Here is a 17357-nt window from a genome sequence, read left to right on the forward strand (position 1 = left end):
TATCCTTATGTCTTATTAAATGGCATTATTCTAGTGGTTGTAGGATTAATTGTTTTTTATTTAGGAAGTTTACATAGTATTGAAAAAAGTAGCTGGCGAATGGTAGCTGGTTTGCTTGTTGCAATAACTTTATTACTTTTTATGATTTTAAAAACAAGAATTCAAGCATTTCCTGCATTAATTATATCTGCTGTAATTACTGGATCATTAGGGGGAATGCCTGGTGAGTTTATGATAGCAACAATTAGTAAAGGCTTTGGTAACACACTTGGTAACATCGGAATTGTAATTGGTTTTGGTGTTATGATGGGGTCTGTTTTGCAGATGAGTGGTGCTGCACAAAAAATGGCTCAAGTTTTTATTAATTTATTAGGGAAAGGAAGAGAAGAATTAGCCCTAGTTATTATAGGATTATTAGTTAGTTTGGCTGTTTTTTGTGATTCAGCATTTATTGTCCTATTACCTCTTGTAAAAGCAATTTCTCGTAGTACAGGTAAGTCCGTTGTGGGACTTGGTTCAACATTAGCAATGGGATTAGTTATTAGTCATAGTATGATCCCGCCAGCAGTTGGGCCATTTGGTGTTGTTTCTCAGTTTGGTATTGGACTAGGTGAATATATGCTATGGGCAATGGTTGTAGCTATACCTATTACTATTGCTGGATTTATTTATACTCGTCATGTGGGTCGTAGCATTTATCAAATTCCAACTGAAGATGGTGAAAACTTCACACGGGAACGCTTGACTGTTACATCACAAAATATACAAGATGACCAACAATTACCAAGCGCATTAGCATCTTTTGCACCAATAGTTACTCCAATTATTCTGATATTAACTGCGACATTAGTTAATGAAATGAAATGGGATAACTCTATTGCTATTATGTTAAAAACTATCGGGCACCCAATTGTTGCTGTTGGAATTGGGTTATTAATCGCAATAATGGCCTTAACCAATTCATTCCCAAGAAAAGATGTTGTACATCAAATGGAAAATTCAATTCGATCAGCAGGTATTATATTGCTTGTCATTGGTGGCGGTGGCGCATTAGGAATGGTGTTGCGTGATTCAGGGACAGGGCAAATAATCGCAGAGTATATTGTTCAAATTGGAGTCCCAGGTATTTTGTTACCGTTGACAATCTCGACTTTGATTCGATTAATACAAGGATCAGGTGTGGTTGCAATGATTACAGCAGCAAGTATTACTGCCCCAATGATTGGGACACTAGGTGTAAATCCAATTATGGCAGGGTTAGGGTGCTCTATTGGATCATTTATGTTCTCTCACTTCAATGATGCATACTTTTGGGTGGTTAATCGTTCATTAGGGGTTACAGAAGTTAAAGAACAAATTAAAGTTTGGAGTATGACAACTACCGTTCTTTGGGCTGCAGGAACGGTTACATTATTAGTTGTTAATGCAATTTTCTTTTAAAATAAAGAAGGATAGCGTAAAGGAATATGCTATCCTTAATATCTTCTATAAATTTCAATTTAATAATTTTGCAGTAACTAAAATATATCTAGCTAAGTTAATATAAGGTTCGCTTTGGCAGTATTGTTTTTCAATTTCTAATAACTGATCAAAATGAGTTTCTGCTTTTGACTTATTAGTTAAATAGTCATGAAAGACTCGGATTCCTGTTTTATTCGTAATCTCAAAACTTTGTTCAATTAGCCATTGATACACTTGATTTGGATCACGAGGATAATCAGGCGATAAGGTTTTCTTTTTGCGTTTAGCAAGTCCTGATTGAGTATATCCAAAATTACCTAATGTCACCGTTTTAAATAATAGCCCATGATAGTTATAAAACATTAAAGATAAATAACCCTCTTTTTTTAGATGTCTTTTTAAAGATTGGATTATCTGTACAGGATCAGCTACCCACTCTAATACAGCATGGCAAATCACAAGATCAAAAGGTTGATCGATAAACTGATCAAGATTTTGAATTGAACAATGAATAAAGTTTAAGGTTAAATTTTCTTGCTGCGCTTGATGGCTAGCTAAATCCAGCATTTGTTTGGAAATATCACAAACAGTTATATTATGTCCTAATTTGGCAAGTCTACACGCTATTTGTCCTTGACCACCACCAGCGTCAAGGATGTTGATAGGTTTAGGATATTTGGCTAATATGTTTTCAAGTTCTTGCCAAACAATAGCTTCTCGGATTTTGCCTTTAGTTGTACCATAAATATTTTTGGCAAATTTATGGCTAATATCATCAAAATTACGATCGTTAACAGTCATATTTATTATTTAATTTAGTTACTTCTAAATTAATCTGAGCAATTTTTTCTGACATTTGTTGATAACATTGTTCCATCAAAGTTCTTGCATCTTCTTTACGTAAATTTTTTGTCTCAATAGGCGAGAGCATTTCGACAATCATATGACCATTATTGAGGCGATTTAGCTTAATGTTATTCGTATCCGATACACAAATTGGCACAATAGGGACTCCAGCTGCAATAGCTGCTTTAAATGCGCCTGTTTTAAAGGGTAACAAACCTCGCCCTTTACTACGGGTTCCTTCAGGAAACATCCAAATTGATATACCACGTTTTTTTATTTCTTTAACGACCAAATTAATCGTATCACGAGCTTTTGATTTATTGTTACGGTCAATCAAAATATTTCCTGTAAGGTAATAAAGTTGACCAAAGAATGGAATCAAAGCAAGACTTTTTTTGCCTACCGTAACTGTTTTAGGTTGTACAATATCAGCAGCGACAACCATATCATAATTATTTTGATGATTAGCAATAAATACACAGCTACCTAAATTTTCAATTTCGGGGTATTTACGAGTATCGACTTTTACTCCTAATATTGGTTTAAAGAAAAAGCTGAAAAGATGGGCAAATCGAGCCACATTTTTGGGGTTGCGAGGATTGAATAAGCAAAAAATAACGCCTAGTACACAAGTTAAAATACCAATAAATAACACGATGATTAAGCGAAAAAGAAAAACCATAATTTACCTCATAAGTTAACTTGGCGTATTATATACGTAATCTATAAGAATATACAGTTTGTTAAATATCGCTTTGAAGGATGTTTATGCACGAATCAACAATCATTTGGGATGAAAATCAAACCCCAATTTCTCGTTATTTTGATGATATCTATTTTAATACCAACGGCGCAATCGATGAAACTCGTTATGTGTTCATTGAAAGAAATAGTTTATATGAGCGTTTTTTGCTACATCAGCGCGAAAGCTTCACTATAGCAGAAACAGGTTTTGGTACCGGTCTAAGTTTTTTAATTGCTTGGCAAATGTTCAAACAATTTAGAGAGAATAAACCTAATAGTCCTCTTAAAAGATTGGATTTTTTTAGTGTTGAAAAATATCCTTTATCTGAAAAAGAAATGTCAAAAGTTCATAGTAAAATAATCAACAGTAATGATTCTTTGAGTTTACTAGCCAAACAATTAAGAGATTCTTTAAACGAGTCTCAAAGTATTGTTTTAGATGATACTCATTTAGTTATTTGCTATGACGATATCACTCACTATCCAAAGTTTTTAAAACAACAAAATTGTTTGATTGATGTTTGGTTTTTTGATGGTTTCTCACCTGCAAAGAATCCTGAAATGTGGTCGGAATCGCTTTTTAAAAAGTGCTATGACTTAACGAATGAAGGAGGTTCTTTTGCTACTTTTACTGCGGCAGGATTTGTTCGACGTAATTTAATCAATGCAGGTTTTAATGTCAAAAAACATAAGGGATTTGGGGTTAAGCGAGAAATGCTTATTGGTAGTAAATCTTAATTTAGTTTGCCAATTTTGGCAAACTAAATTAGATGTTTGAAATTAATTAAATTCAAATTGATAAATAAGATCTAAAGTTTGTGCTAGACCAGAAGCAGCTTCCACGTATAAATTTGGTAAAAGTCTATATCGTAAGGTAAACGTTGCTAATGAGTCAAAAATACCTACACCATATTTTAATTGTAGATTAGGTAAAATATAGCCACTTACTACCACTTTTGAATTATTACCTGCTCCTTGAGTATCTAAAGTAAGATTTTTAATTCCAAAAGCATTACCTATATCACCGATGAATTTACCTGTTTTTGCTGTCCCAACACCGACTAAAAATGCCGTCATCATATCGTTGTCACTCTGATCGGAGCTATCAAGACCTTGACCTCGAATTAAATAAGAAAGTGCTTCTTGTTGTGACATAGCTGGATCAGAAAATATTTCGATCTTAGGATCTTCTGTAGATCCTTTAACTCGAATCCCTGCTGTAATATTGCTATTATCCATTGAGTCAGGATTTCTTATTGCTTCTATGTCTAAGATAGCTTGATCGGTTGGTCCTGAAAAAGTGACAACGCCTTTGTGGATAATTAAATCCTGTCCATAGGCATGGAATCGACCATTAGGAATAAGAATTTCACCATGTAAATCTAACCCTTTATTAGTCTGTGTAGCGATCAATTTCCCTTTTAATGATGCTTTTAATCCAAATGCATCGACCGTGACGTTATCACCAATATTGATTTCGATATGACTATTAATTTTCATACCAAAGTTTTGTGGTTGAATTTGTTTATAGTTCCTATCCAACATTACTTCATCAGGAGAAACATCAATACTTGAAGGCGGAAGTGAATCAACCGTAATTTTACCTTTTGGAATTGAAACTTTACCAAGTACCGTTAGTTCATCTTGCGTTGCCTCGATCTTAATGTCTGGAATGACAGACATAACAATCATTGGCGGTACAGTAACCTCCATAGCGGCACCATTTACAGTTATATTAGCTTGCCATTTTTCAAAGTTATTCCAACTAGCTTGGCCATTAATATTGATATTTCCAGATTTAGTTACTAATACACCTTTTAATGTTGATGATTTACCATTAAATTTAATATCAACCATAGCGGATTTTACATCAATTGGTAATTGATAAGTCTTAATATCACTATGTCTTAAATTGATGCCACCATTTAAGATTGGGTCCATTAATGAGCCAGAGAATTTGATATTACCATTGATAGCGCCTTTGGCATATTCATCTTTACTTAATAACGGGTTTACAATCGCTAATGCCAAATTGTCAATATTCAATTGGCCACTTAACTCTTTTTTGACGGTAGGATCTTTAATTAATAAATCGCCAGTGATCTTTCCTAATTTATTTAAACTAAAACGCCAATCTAGCTTAGCTTGTTGCTCATTAAATTCTGCATTGATATTGAATAAATCAAATGGAATCGGCAAAGCTTGATTGGTGATCATTTGTTTAACATAAACTTTATTACTAGTTATATTTGCTTTGATACTTGGAATTTTGCTTGAGTCATCAAATTTAATATTTGCCTTTCCATTTATGAAACCATCAATTTTAGTTTCACCATCATTTGGAATAGGTAACTTAGCCAGATCAATATCTTTTAATGTAATTGATGTTTCATTATTTGGCGCAATGGAAAATGATTTATCTAAACAGATACTTGAAATATTATCACGCCAACAATGAGCGCCAATAGTTGGAATTTCTTTAGTGATATCATAAGAAAGACTGATCGGCTTGGTTAATTGCCAACGGCTCTTATCACCTAATGTTATTAAACTACGTGGTATATTTCCAGTCCATATAGTATGTTCTTTATCAAGTTCACCTGTTAAAGAAGTTGTCATGGAAAGAGGGCTACCATCAAGATTGATGGTTAAAGTGTGATGAGCTTCATTACCTGAAAGTTCTATGTTAGCTTTTTTGATACTTTCATTTGCAATATCGATATTTTGACCAACTAGATTCAATTGACCACTAAATTGATTGGTATATTGAACTTTGCCAGTTAGGTTTGCCTTGGCTATCGAAATAGTTTCATAACTTAATGCGTTAATATTTAAGTTCGTGTTAATAACAGGAGAAGCACTATTTCCTGTCATTTTAATATTTCCTACAACAGCACCATTAAGATTATTAACCAGTAATGATAAAGCACTTAAATTAAGTTGCGCAGTCAAACTTCCCTTATCTGTAGAACCATTGATGTTAATTTGGTTTTTACCCCAAACCATTTCAAGGTTATTGGCTGATATAGAGTGGTTAGAATCGGCAAACAAATTACCATTAGCTGAAAAGTTTGCTTGTTTTATATTACCCTTTAACTGCATATCCGGTATATTTAATTGCCATGAATCCTTATCGAATGCCCCTGTGGTTTTTAATTGTCCGGCTAAACGAATAGGGTAGGCAGGTAATTCTTTAGTAAGATCAACATTATCTAATTTTATATTAGTATCCCATTTTAAAGCTTTTTGCCAATCTAAATAACCTGTAATATTAATGCTACCTTGAGGTAATTTAATATTAGCATGATCAAAGGAAGCTGATTGATTTGTTCCATTACCAATAACGTCGAAACTGGTATCAGGTAAACCTTCACCTTTAATATCGCCTTTGGCTAGCATATTATATTTTTCGGTATTTCCATCTAATGCGATATCAAAATTATCTAACTGATATTGTGGCTTACCTTCAATTGGCCATTGAATATGTTTACCATTGATTTTAGCCATTAATGGTAAATATTTCTCAATAAAGTTAATTTGCCCATCAATAGTAATTTGATTCAATCCGTTAATATTGGTGTAAGTGGACAATTGACCTAATAATTTTCCTGAAAACTGTCCATTGAGATGATTACTTTCAGTATCCACTTTCACTAAAGCAAAAATAGGCCAATCATCGCCTAAGGTAATCTGCCCTGATACAAAAGCATGTCCATTGGCATATGGTGTTATAGCATCAGTTTCAACTTGTTTTACAATAATATGATTATTAATCATATCCGTTTTAATACTAACCTGGTTGAAATGGTAATCTTGACCACCAATATGTAGCAACCAATTGTTACCGGTTAAACTAGTAACATCAAAATCTAATGGAATATTAACTTGTGGTAGTGACGTAATTAGAGGTTGATTAAATATTTGGTTAATTTTTTGATTTAATGGTAAATCATCATTTGAAGTAGTAATTGATTTATTATCATCAGTATCGGCAAAGATAGCTGATAAATCCATAGCAACTGATGGATAAACATAAATTTTTTCATTCACCCATCTAGCTTTACCTGTAAAGTCTGACATGCCAAATTGCATATCATTGACTTTTACATTGACATTAGTAATATGGGTCAGCTTAAGATCAATTGGTAGTGGTGTACTAATTGTTTCTCGTTTTTCGGGAATAGGTTCATCTGGTGAACGATTGATTTTGTCAGTATCAATAATAACGCTTACACCATCAGCATCAAACTGTTTGACACAAATTTTGGTTTGAATCAAACATGAACCATTCAATTTGAATTTTGCATCTTTTACTTTAACATCAATGCCCGGAAGTTCTAATGACAGCCCTTGAAGGTGTAAATTATGAAAAGTGCCATCTATTTGTTCAATTTTTAATTCTGGTAAAAACTTATTAAGTACGTAAGTTGTTAGTTTTACACCTAAACTGGTATAGATCATCAAAATAATAAAGGTGATGAGAAAAACAAAAATGGATAACACGACAATACTGCGTTTTTTCCACTTTCGGATTCGCTTTATTTTTTCAGCTTTTTTTACTCTATTTGGATTTTTTGCCATTTTATAATTCGCTTCCCAAACCAATATATAGATGTATTGAGCCTTTATCTTTTTTGTTTAGAGGTGTTGCTAAATCGAACTTAATTGGACCTACCGGTGAAGCCCATCGAACACCTAAGCCTGTACCTGTATAAAACTTAGCTTTATCGACTTTATCTATCGCTTCACCAGTGTCAATAAATGCCGCTCCCCACCAAGAACCAGTAACATTGTACTGATATTCAGCAGAACCGGTTATCAGTTTTGACGCGCCTTTTAATTTACCTTTTTTATCTTTAGGTGATATGGATTGGTAACTATACCCGCGAATGCTTCGGTCACCACCAGCAAAAAATCTGAAAGAGGGCGGGACCCGTTCAAAGTTACTGGCTTGGATAATGCCGAAATTACCTCTAGCAATGAATCGATGAGATTGATTTATTGAACGAATCCAAGTTTGTTGCGTTTGAAAACGCACTAAATTGATATCAGATCCTAACGCATCAGCACCGCCTTCAATTGAAAAACGTTGAGAATCCCCCCACATAGGCAATAACTTACCATCATTACGAACACGCGAAATACTAACTGATGGATAATATAAGTTGGTTTTGTAACTGTCATCACCTTGAGTGAAGTTGTCCCGCAACATATTTAAGCCTAATGCTGTTTGCCAACCATCAAAGTTATCCCAATTACGAAGCACGCCAAATGTATAAGATCGAGAATAAGTATCGTTATTATCGATTTTCTTATAACCACCTTGAATCGTGTAATATTGTTCAATCGGATTTTTTTTCAATGGGATTTTATAGCTCATCGTAATAATCTGTTCAGGCGATGAGAGGGATAAGCTACTTTGAAAACTCTGTCCTCGGCTATTAATCCAAGGTTTATTCCAACCAATTTTACCATGCACACCATTATCGGTTGAAAAGCCTAAACCTAAGTCCATTGCATTTCTTTTTCTAGGTGTTGTTGCAACTTCAATGGGTAATGCTTTATCTGCTGTAAGATGAGGAAAATCTGGTGTAACCACAACAGAATTAAACCAGTTAGTTGAACTAAGACGGCGATTTAATAAAGATAAATCTTCAGCAGAGTATTCATCACCTTCTTTAAACGGTACAATATTTTGAAGATAATCCTGACGGATTTTTGCATTAGGAAAATTGACTTTACTAAATTTGTAACGCTTACCTGTATTAAAGTCTATATTCCAAAAAGCTTGATGATCAAATTGAGCTATCGCCAATTGATGAGTAGGCATATCTGCGTCAAAGTACCCTTTTTTTAACGATATGCTTTGTAATCCTTTCTTGAAATTCTCATAAGTGCCATGGTTCAACACATCACCAATTTTAGGTAATTGTGTCGCCATTAATTCTTGAAAATCTTTATCTTGTTTCCCTTCACCATTCAGATTGATATTTAATTGTTTTATTCTGACAGGCTGTCCAGGAGTTATTTTTACTGCTAATACTTTAGGATCGGTTTCATCATATTCAAAAGTAGGGGAATAATAACCTAAAGCACGTAGTGCTTTTTGCGTTTCACTCTCAAAATAACGTTTGAAATTTGGCGTATTATTAATCTTATCGGGCGTAATTAAAGAAAGGCGTGCGTCAACATTTTCTTCAAGCTCTCCAGACAATCCTTTAATGGATAACTTCATATCTGCATAAGTTGATGCTGTCGTAACCATTAAAAGTAAGCATAATGAGCGAGAAAATCGTAACACATACACCTCGATAATGTTTAAGATTCAAGTAATTTCACATGTCCAATATAAGGTAAGTGGCGGTAATGTTGTGCATAATCGATACCATAACCAACCACAAACTCATCAGGGATGGAAAATCCAATATATTTAACAGGTACTGCTACTTCACGCCGAGATGGTTTGTCTAGTAATGTACAAATTTCAATACTACGCGGATGACGCAACTTAAGTATTGCCATCACTTTGCTAAGCGTATTACCTGTATCAATAATATCTTCGACAATTAACACATCTTTATCGCGAATATCTTCATCTAAATCTTTTAATATTTTAACATCTCTATTACTTACCACCGCATTGCCATAACTCGAAGCCGTCATAAAATCAACTTCATGCCCGACAGTAATAGCACGGCTTAAATCAGCCATAAAAATAAACGAACCTCTTAACAAACCAACTAATATAAGCTCGTTTTGACTTTGAGCATAATCTTGGCTAATTTGTTGTCCTAATTTACTTACTCGTGTTTGGATATCTTCAGCCGATATCATCGTTTCTAATGTGTGCTTTTTCATCAATAATGCTCAGTGTACTTTTAAAAAATCAGAACAGATTTTAACAATTTTCATAGGTAAAAAGAATAACTAAACTAATTTTTTATCAAATAATTAAGAAATGATTAAAAGAATTTTCTTTTAAATATTAAATTAATCTTCAATTGTTTTGAGGATTGATTGTTTATTTTGCTTTTTTTGTTGGCGGCGCTTCTGAAAAAAAGCGCTTAACATTGAACTACACTCATCAGCCAATACGCCACCAATGATTTGAGCATAATGATTAATTCCTGTTCGGGAAAGAATATCAATGTAAGAACCTGCCGCACCAGTTTTAAAATCACTTGCTCCATAGACCACACGCTTGATGCGACTATGAATGATTGCCCCCGCACACATGATACAAGGTTCAAGGGTGACATATAAAGTTGTATTTACTAATCGGTAATTCTTTTTATACTGACCGGCTTGTTCTATTGCCATAATTTCCGCATGAGCAGTTGGATTATGATTAATTATTGATTGGTTATAACCTTCACCAATGATTTGGTTATGTTCATCAACAATAACCGCTCCAACAGGAATTTCGCCTAGTGATTCTGCGTGTTTTGCTAATTCTAATGCTCGTCGCATCCAAATTTCATCTAACATACTCAATATTATAGATTGTTTAAATTAAGCACATCGCGCATATCATAAAGTCCTTCAGGTTGCTCAGCAAGCCATAATGCAGCACGGACTGCACCATTGGCGAACGTCATTCGGCTTGAGGCTTTATGGCTAATTTCGACTCTTTCGCCTATATCGGCAAAAATAGCCGTATGTTCACCAACAATATCACCAGCACGAATAGTTGCAAATCCAATAGCGCCTTTTGGTCTTTCACCGGTATGTCCTTCTCGGCAATAAACTGCGCGGTCGTTTAAATCGCAGCCTAAAGTATCAGCAATTGCTTCGCCCATGGCTAGTGCGGTGCCAGAAGGTGCGTCAACTTTATGACGATGATGTGCTTCTATAATTTCGATATCAGTATAACTACCCATAATTTTAGTCGCTTTTTCAAGTAACTTGAGCACTAAATTCACGCCAACGCTAAAATTTGCAGCAAATACTATAGCAATTTGCTTAGCGGCTGTTGCAATAGCTTTTTTGCCTGCTTCATCAAATCCTGTTGTACCGATAATCATCATTTTCTTATTGTCTGTACAAAAAGCTAAATGAGCCAGTGTGCCTTCAGGACGAGTAAAATCGATTAATACATCAAATTGGTCTTTTGCCTGTTGTAGATTATCAGTCACTTTAATTCCACAGGCCCCAATTCCGGCAAGTTCACCAGCATCGCTACCGACCAATGATGATCCTTCTCGTTCAAATGCTGCACCTAATGTAACCCCTTCTATTTGTGACACAGATTGAATAAGCTGTCGCCCCATTTTTCCACCAGCGCCAGCAATAGCGATACGAATCATACTTGTAGCCATATAACTTTCCTTAACTTTTTTATCAGATATTTATAACAAATTATTATAGCGGAAAACTTTCAAGTTATATACTTAAACAAAATGATATACATTTCATGCTTTATGTGACTAAGTCGAAACTAAATAGCAATAACGGATGCCATAAGACGGCACTTTTAACCATATTTTTAAGAGGATTGATTTGAAGGGGGCATTTTTGCCTATTGCTGATAATTTACACTTTAGTCAAAAAGCGTTGTCTTATTTTATAGATAATACTTGCTTGGTATATCCATTTTTTATTGCGAAATATTGAGAGATCAAATAAAGCAATTGATTTGCGATTGAACTTGATAATATGGACGCGAATGCGCCCATATAAACTTATAGCACTTTTAATAATTCTACATCGAAAATTAATGCACTATAAGGAGGAATTGAAGCGCCAGCCCCTTGCGAACCATAGGCTAACTCTTGAGGAATATATAAACGCCATTTTGAACCTTCTGGCATTAATTGTAATGCTTCAACCCAACCGCGAATCACACCATTGACAGGGAATTCAGCTGGCTGTCCTCTTTCAACTGAGCTATCGAATACCGTACCATCAATTAACTGTCCAGTATAATGGACTCGAACACGGTCTGTTGCTTTAGGGAATGCACCATCACCTTGTTTAATAATTTCGTATTGTAAACCAGATTCAGTCGATTTGATGCCATCTTTTTTTAGATTCTCAGCTAAAAAGTCCTTACCTGCTTGGGCAATTTTTTCTGCTTGTTTAGCTTTTTCTTTAGCTGCTTCTTCATGAACATGACGAAGGGCATCATGTAATTCTTGTAAAGGTAAAGCCGGTTGATTACCGCTTAGCACATCTTCCATAGCAAGTTTTAATGCATTTAACTCTAAATTATGTAAGCCAGATTCTTTTAGCTGTTGGCCAATTTGAAGTCCAATTGCATAACTTGCTTTTTGCTCAATTGTATCTAATTTCATTTTTTACCTGTCATTTGTTGAGAATAGTTTTTTATTATAGAGCATTAACATTCGAGATAAAAAGTAAAATATTAACAGTTGTTAATTATCATCAATATAAGCAAACATTTTATATCCTATTACCTAAAGTTTTTTTTATTTTATCTAGCGCTTAGTCAAAATATCAGCGATAATAAGCGACATTATATATTTGAATGGATTAATTTAGATGTCGTTTTTCAAACTTATTCCGCTTGCAATTGTGACTAGTATATCGATAACTGGTTGTTCACTTGTTGACCGTTTAGTTTATAGACCTGATATCAATCAAGGTAATTATATCTCTCCAGAAGCGATTGAATTATTACAAGTTGGTCAATCCAAAGATCAGGTCGTATTTATTATGGGCTCGCCAATGTTAACTTCAGCTTTTGGTGGTAATGTTTGGTACTATGTTTTCCGTCAACAACCTCAACATGGAAAATTAAGCCAAATTAATTATGCTATTTACTTTAATGAAATGGGTATAGTTACTGATATTAAAACTTCGTCTTTAGAAGGTTCTTTATCTTTAGAAGAGATGAACCAACAGGGTATTTCAGACCCAATTAATATAAAATCTGATGATGATCAACCGAATAGTTCACGTCCGCCACAAGCCCCTGAAGAGTAACAATCGGAATATAATTTTCAAAAAAACCTCGTCATTCTGCGAGGTTTTTATTTATTTAATTCGATAAATTACTACTGTGGAAATTATTAGTGATTAGCTACAGAAGCAATGATTGAAAAGATGATTAAAAAGTAGATAAAGAAAAGAATAACTGTACATATAATTCCAATTAATACATATTTCCAATACCCATGTAAATTTCTGATAGCTTCAGTAAAGTCTTCTCCTCTACCGAGGGCTGCTGCTAGACTAAATGCACTACCGGATTGAAAAAGTTTAACTCCGTTGATTATTACTGGAATACCAACAATAGCTGTAATTATACCTAAACAGCTAATTGCACCTAAAACAATATTTACTACGCCAAAGATTTGTTGCATAGTCCCAATAAATCTCAATTGGCTTTTTAACAATTCTGTTGATTTAATTAAAATAGTATCTGTATTATCTGTTAACATTTCCATTCCTATCACTACCAATTATTATATTTAAAAAAATGCAAGTCAGAATAACACGTTATTTACCTATGTCGAGGTAAATTTGTTTAAGAATTGTACATTGTTAACTTTTATATTAATCACATCATTCTAAGGTAAACCCCTGAAATAACGAAACGACTAGCTCCAACGTGCATTTGAGTAAGACAATTAAATGAAAAAATAGTACCACTGGGAATGATATTAGAAAAAGACTTTAAACATCTTAAAATTAGCTGCTTAATGCCTAATTGAGGCTAAAGTGTATTTACAATGAAGGTTTAAAGAGTGTAGATGAAGTTGTTCCAAGTATAATAATATTTTAATATAACCAACAAAGACAGTTTTAATCACCGGTATATCAATGAAATCAACCTTAAATAAATTTTCTATAGCTCCAATGCTCGATTGGACTGACAAACATTGTCGATATTTTCATCGAATATTAACTAAACAAACATTACTTTATACCGAAATGGTAACCACTGGCGCAATTTTATATGGTAAAGGAGACTATCTTGCTTTTAATGAACAGGAACAGCCAGTAAGTTTACAATTAGGTGGAAGTGATCCCATAGCGTTGGCTAAATGCGCTAAGTTGGCAGAGGAACGAGGATATAATGAGATTAACCTTAATGTAGGTTGCCCATCAGATCGCGTTCAAAATGGTATGTTTGGTGCTTGTTTAATGGGAAAAGCTGATTTAGTCGCAAATTGTATTGATGCCATGCAAAAAGAGGTAAATATACCTGTCACGGTAAAAACACGCATAGGTATTGATAACCAAGATAGTTATTCATTTTTATGTGAATTTATTGAAAAAGTGATGCCATATACCGATACATTTATTGTTCATGCTCGCAAAGCATGGCTTTCGGGGCTAAGCCCAAAAGAGAATCGAGAAGTACCACCACTTGATTATGAGCGAGTTTATCAGCTAAAGCGTGACTATCCGCAGTTAACTATCGCCATAAATGGTGGGATTAAAACCATTGAAGAAATCAAACATCATCTAAACTATGTTGATGGTGTCATGGTTGGGCGAGAAGCTTACCAAAATCCAATATTATTAACTCAGATTGATCAGCAAATTTTTGGAGATGATAAGCCAATTATCGATCCTATTGTCGCAATACAAACTCTTTATCCATATATTGAAACACAACTTAGTCAAGGCGGACAACTCAATCATATTATGCGACACACCTTAGGAATATTTAATGGTAGAAAAGGTGCAAAACAGTGGCGACGTTACCTTAGCGAAAATGCGCATAAACCAGGAGCGGGAATTGGAGTTGTTGAACACGCATTAACTTTCATTCAATAAAGAATTTTGTCTAGCTTAATTGGTCATGCGTCTGATTGCGCATGATTGATAAATCAGTATATACTAACGAACAACTTTACTTAGGGCTTTTCTTCTGTGCGTTTAAATCCAAGTCAACAACAAGCTGTGGAATATGTTTCGGGGCCATGCCTTGTATTGGCTGGTGCGGGTTCGGGCAAAACTCGGGTAATCATTAATAAAATAGCTTATCTAATTCGAGTCAAAGAGTATTTACCTCGTCATATCGTTGCCGTGACTTTTACTAATAAAGCTGCACGAGAAATGAAAGAACGTATTGCTCAATCGCTAAGTAAGCAAGAGGCAAGAGGTCTGAAAATTTCAACTTTTCATACTTTAGGCTTAGATATTGTTCGGAGAGAACATAAACACCTTGGTATAAAATCTAATTTTTCATTATTTGACGACCACGACCAAATTGCTCTACTCAAAGAACTAACACAACAATGGTTCGATGGAGACAAAGATCTCATCAACCAATTACGCTCTACCATCTCAAATTGGAAGAATGATATCGTTGATTCGACAGTAGCAATGGCTAGAGCACAAACCAACAAAGAAAAATTATTCGCTCACTGCTATCAACTTTACGAAAAACAACTTAAGTCTTGCAGTATATTAGATTTCGATGATCTAATCTTACTACCTACATTGTTACTAAAAACAAATGAAGAAGTTAGAGAAAAATGGCAAAATCGTATCCGCTACCTGCTTATTGATGAATATCAAGATACTAATACCAGCCAATATGAATTTATCAAATTATTAGTAGGTAGCCGAGCTAAATTTACGGTTGTTGGTGATGATGATCAGTCGATTTACTCATGGCGGGGGGCTCGTCCTAAAAATTTAATTCTACTAAAACAAGACTTTCCTAAGTTAGAAGTGATTAAATTAGAACAAAATTACCGATCATCAGGAAGAATTCTAAAAGTTGCTAACATCTTAATTGAAAACAATCCGCATATCTTTGAAAAAAAATTATTTTCAGAACTCAGTTATGGTGAACATTTAAAAGTGATCTCCGCCGACAATGAAGAACACGAAGCGGAAAAAGTTGTTAATGACTTAATTGGTCATCGTTTTGCTAATAATAGCCAATACGGTGAATATGCTATTTTATATCGCGGAAATCACCAGTCTCGCTTAATTGAAAAAATGCTAATGCAGTATCGAATACCTTACCGAATTTCTGGTGGGACATCTTTCTTCGCTCGCATTGAAATTAAAGACTTAATGGCATACCTACGCCTATTAACCAACCCTGATGATGATAATGCTTTTATCCGCATTATTAATACACCAAAACGAGAAATAGGGCCAGCAACTATCCAAAAACTGGGTGAGTGGGCAAATCAACGTGGTGTAAGCTTATATCATGCAAGTCATGATATGGGGCTAACCGAATTATTATCAGGCAAAAGGATGGAAACCCTACATGCTTTTATCCATTGGTTTGATTCTCTGATAGAAAAATCACATTCCGAACCAATGGCCGCGATTCATGAATTATTACATGGGATTCACTACGAAAGTTGGATCTATGAAACGTCTACCTCACCAACAGCCGGGCAGATGCGAATGCGTAATGTTGAACAATTAGTTAGCTGGCTAAATGAAATGTTACAGGGTGATGAAATAGACGAAGCATTAACGCTAGAACAAGCAGTAGCAAGATTTACGTTACGTGATATGTTAGAAAGAAATGAAACAGAAGAAGAGCTAGATCAAGTACAATTAATGACATTACACGCCTCAAAAGGCCTCGAATTTCCTTATGTTTATTTAGTTGGTATGTCTGAAGGGGTATTACCTCATCAAACAAGTATTGATGAAGACAATATCGAAGAAGAGAGGCGACTTGCTTATGTAGGCATAACTCGAGCCCAAAAAGAGCTAACCTTTTCATTCAGCCGACAGAGAAAACAATTTGGTGAAACAGTTTATGTTGAACCAAGTCGCTTTTTACTCGAACTTCCACAAGACGATTTAGCTTGGCAAGATCAGCGTAATGAATTATCACCAGAAAAGAAAATGCAACAAGGCCAAAGCCGGTTAGCGATGCTAAAAGCGCAAATAGCTAGCGCAAAATAAATTATTTATATATCAAAAACAATTAACTACAGCTCAAATTACTAAACAAATTTATCGACATAACTGAAAAAAAGTTGAGGAACGGGGTTTTTGAGATCGAATAAATGTATATTTTTTCATTTTTCTGATTATTAGTATTGAATTTATTGCTGATAACGTCAAAATTGACGATATTTTGTCTATATAGATTGATAATCAATTAAAAAGCATTGACGGATCAAAATAGCTTTATATAATACTCAGCGTTTAATCACTAAATCCAATCGATGTCTCCTTAGCTCAGCTGGATAGAGCAACGGCCTTCTAAGCCGTAGGTCACAGGTTCGAATCCTGTAGGGGACGCCATTTCATCAACGATTCAAAACGACTCAATACGATTAAAGCCTTATTTAGCCTGATGTTTTAATGTTTTCAATGCGACCCGATACGATTCTATACGATTGACA

General features: G+C 34.5%; 14 protein-coding genes and 1 tRNA gene. 6 read left to right on the plus strand and 9 right to left on the minus strand.

The window, feature by feature from the left end:
• Positions 1–99: 99 nt before the first annotated feature.
• Positions 100–1440, plus strand: a complete 1341-nt coding sequence (locus J3U23_RS03315; protein ID WP_065563268.1) for a GntP family permease — start codon at positions 100–102, stop codon at positions 1438–1440.
• A 54-nt stretch (positions 1441–1494) separates the two neighbouring features.
• On the opposite strand, the gene cmoM is transcribed toward J3U23_RS03315, so the two are convergent.
• Both cmoM and J3U23_RS03325 read right to left on the minus strand, forming a co-directional pair.
• Positions 1495–2262, minus strand: a complete 768-nt coding sequence (gene cmoM / locus J3U23_RS03320; protein ID WP_267338444.1) for a tRNA uridine 5-oxyacetic acid(34) methyltransferase CmoM — start codon at positions 2260–2262, stop codon at positions 1495–1497.
• Positions 2252–2989 (minus strand): 1-acylglycerol-3-phosphate O-acyltransferase, encoded by a 738-nt coding sequence (locus J3U23_RS03325; protein ID WP_065734458.1) that lies wholly within the window; start codon positions 2987–2989, stop codon positions 2252–2254. Before J3U23_RS03325 ends, cmoM begins: the two co-directional genes overlap by 11 nt.
• An 86-nt stretch (positions 2990–3075) precedes the next feature.
• On the opposite strand from J3U23_RS03325, the gene mnmD reads away from it, so the two are divergent.
• Positions 3076–3789 carry a tRNA (5-methylaminomethyl-2-thiouridine)(34)-methyltransferase MnmD gene (gene mnmD / locus J3U23_RS03330; RefSeq protein ID WP_267338445.1) on the plus strand — a complete coding sequence of 238 codons (714 nt, stop codon included), beginning with the start codon at positions 3076–3078 and terminating at the stop codon, positions 3787–3789.
• A gap of 42 nt (positions 3790–3831) precedes the next feature.
• Here mnmD and J3U23_RS03335 read toward each other — a convergent pair whose 3' ends face one another.
• The 6 genes from J3U23_RS03335 to J3U23_RS03360 form a co-directional block, all read right to left on the minus strand.
• Complete coding sequence (locus J3U23_RS03335; protein WP_267338446.1) at positions 3832–7632, minus strand: translocation/assembly module TamB domain-containing protein; 3801 nt, start codon at positions 7630–7632, stop codon at positions 3832–3834.
• A gap of 1 nt (position 7633) precedes the next feature.
• Positions 7634–9352: an autotransporter assembly complex family protein gene (locus J3U23_RS03340; protein WP_324123763.1), complete on the minus strand. Its 1719-nt coding sequence runs from the start codon at positions 9350–9352 to the stop codon at positions 7634–7636.
• Between the two features lie 17 nt (positions 9353–9369).
• Positions 9370–9909 carry a hypoxanthine phosphoribosyltransferase gene (gene hpt / locus J3U23_RS03345; protein ID WP_065563227.1) on the minus strand — a complete coding sequence of 180 codons (540 nt, stop codon included), beginning with the start codon at positions 9907–9909 and terminating at the stop codon, positions 9370–9372.
• 132 nt (positions 9910–10041) lie between these two features.
• The gene (tadA, locus tag J3U23_RS03350; RefSeq protein ID WP_065563228.1) at positions 10042–10539 is read right to left on the minus strand and encodes a tRNA adenosine(34) deaminase TadA; all 498 of its coding nucleotides are present in this window, start codon (positions 10537–10539) and stop codon (positions 10042–10044) included.
• Between the two features lie 8 nt (positions 10540–10547).
• Positions 10548–11369: a 4-hydroxy-tetrahydrodipicolinate reductase gene (gene dapB / locus J3U23_RS03355; RefSeq protein WP_065563229.1), complete on the minus strand. Its 822-nt coding sequence runs from the start codon at positions 11367–11369 to the stop codon at positions 10548–10550.
• Positions 11370–11732: 363 nt separating this feature from the next.
• The gene (locus J3U23_RS03360; RefSeq protein WP_220224823.1) at positions 11733–12344 is read right to left on the minus strand and encodes an FKBP-type peptidyl-prolyl cis-trans isomerase; all 612 of its coding nucleotides are present in this window, start codon (positions 12342–12344) and stop codon (positions 11733–11735) included.
• A 208-nt stretch (positions 12345–12552) separates the two neighbouring features.
• Between J3U23_RS03360 and bamE the strand changes: the two genes are divergently transcribed.
• Positions 12553–12996: an outer membrane protein assembly factor BamE gene (gene bamE / locus J3U23_RS03365; protein ID WP_065563231.1), complete on the plus strand. Its 444-nt coding sequence runs from the start codon at positions 12553–12555 to the stop codon at positions 12994–12996.
• Positions 12997–13082: 86 nt separating this feature from the next.
• On the opposite strand, the gene J3U23_RS03370 is transcribed toward bamE, so the two are convergent.
• Positions 13083–13454, minus strand: a complete 372-nt coding sequence (locus tag J3U23_RS03370; protein WP_065734453.1) for a DUF5362 family protein — start codon at positions 13452–13454, stop codon at positions 13083–13085.
• A gap of 382 nt (positions 13455–13836) precedes the next feature.
• Between J3U23_RS03370 and dusA the strand changes: the two genes are divergently transcribed.
• From dusA to J3U23_RS03385, 3 genes are all read left to right on the plus strand, one after another.
• A complete protein-coding gene (gene dusA, locus J3U23_RS03375; RefSeq protein ID WP_267338447.1) occupies positions 13837–14799 on the plus strand; it encodes a tRNA dihydrouridine(20/20a) synthase DusA in 963 nt (320 codons plus the stop codon).
• Between the two features lie 96 nt (positions 14800–14895).
• Entirely contained in the window at positions 14896–16911 is a 2016-nt protein-coding gene (rep, locus tag J3U23_RS03380) for a DNA helicase Rep (RefSeq protein ID WP_065734450.1), read from the plus strand.
• A 268-nt stretch (positions 16912–17179) separates the two neighbouring features.
• Positions 17180–17256: transfer RNA gene (locus tag J3U23_RS03385), tRNA-Arg, on the plus strand.
• The last annotated feature ends 101 nt before the right edge of the window (positions 17257–17357 follow it).

Source organism: Gilliamella sp. B3367 (assembly GCF_026536825.1).
Taxonomy (GTDB): Bacteria; Pseudomonadota; Gammaproteobacteria; order Enterobacterales; family Orbaceae; genus Gilliamella; species Gilliamella apicola_E.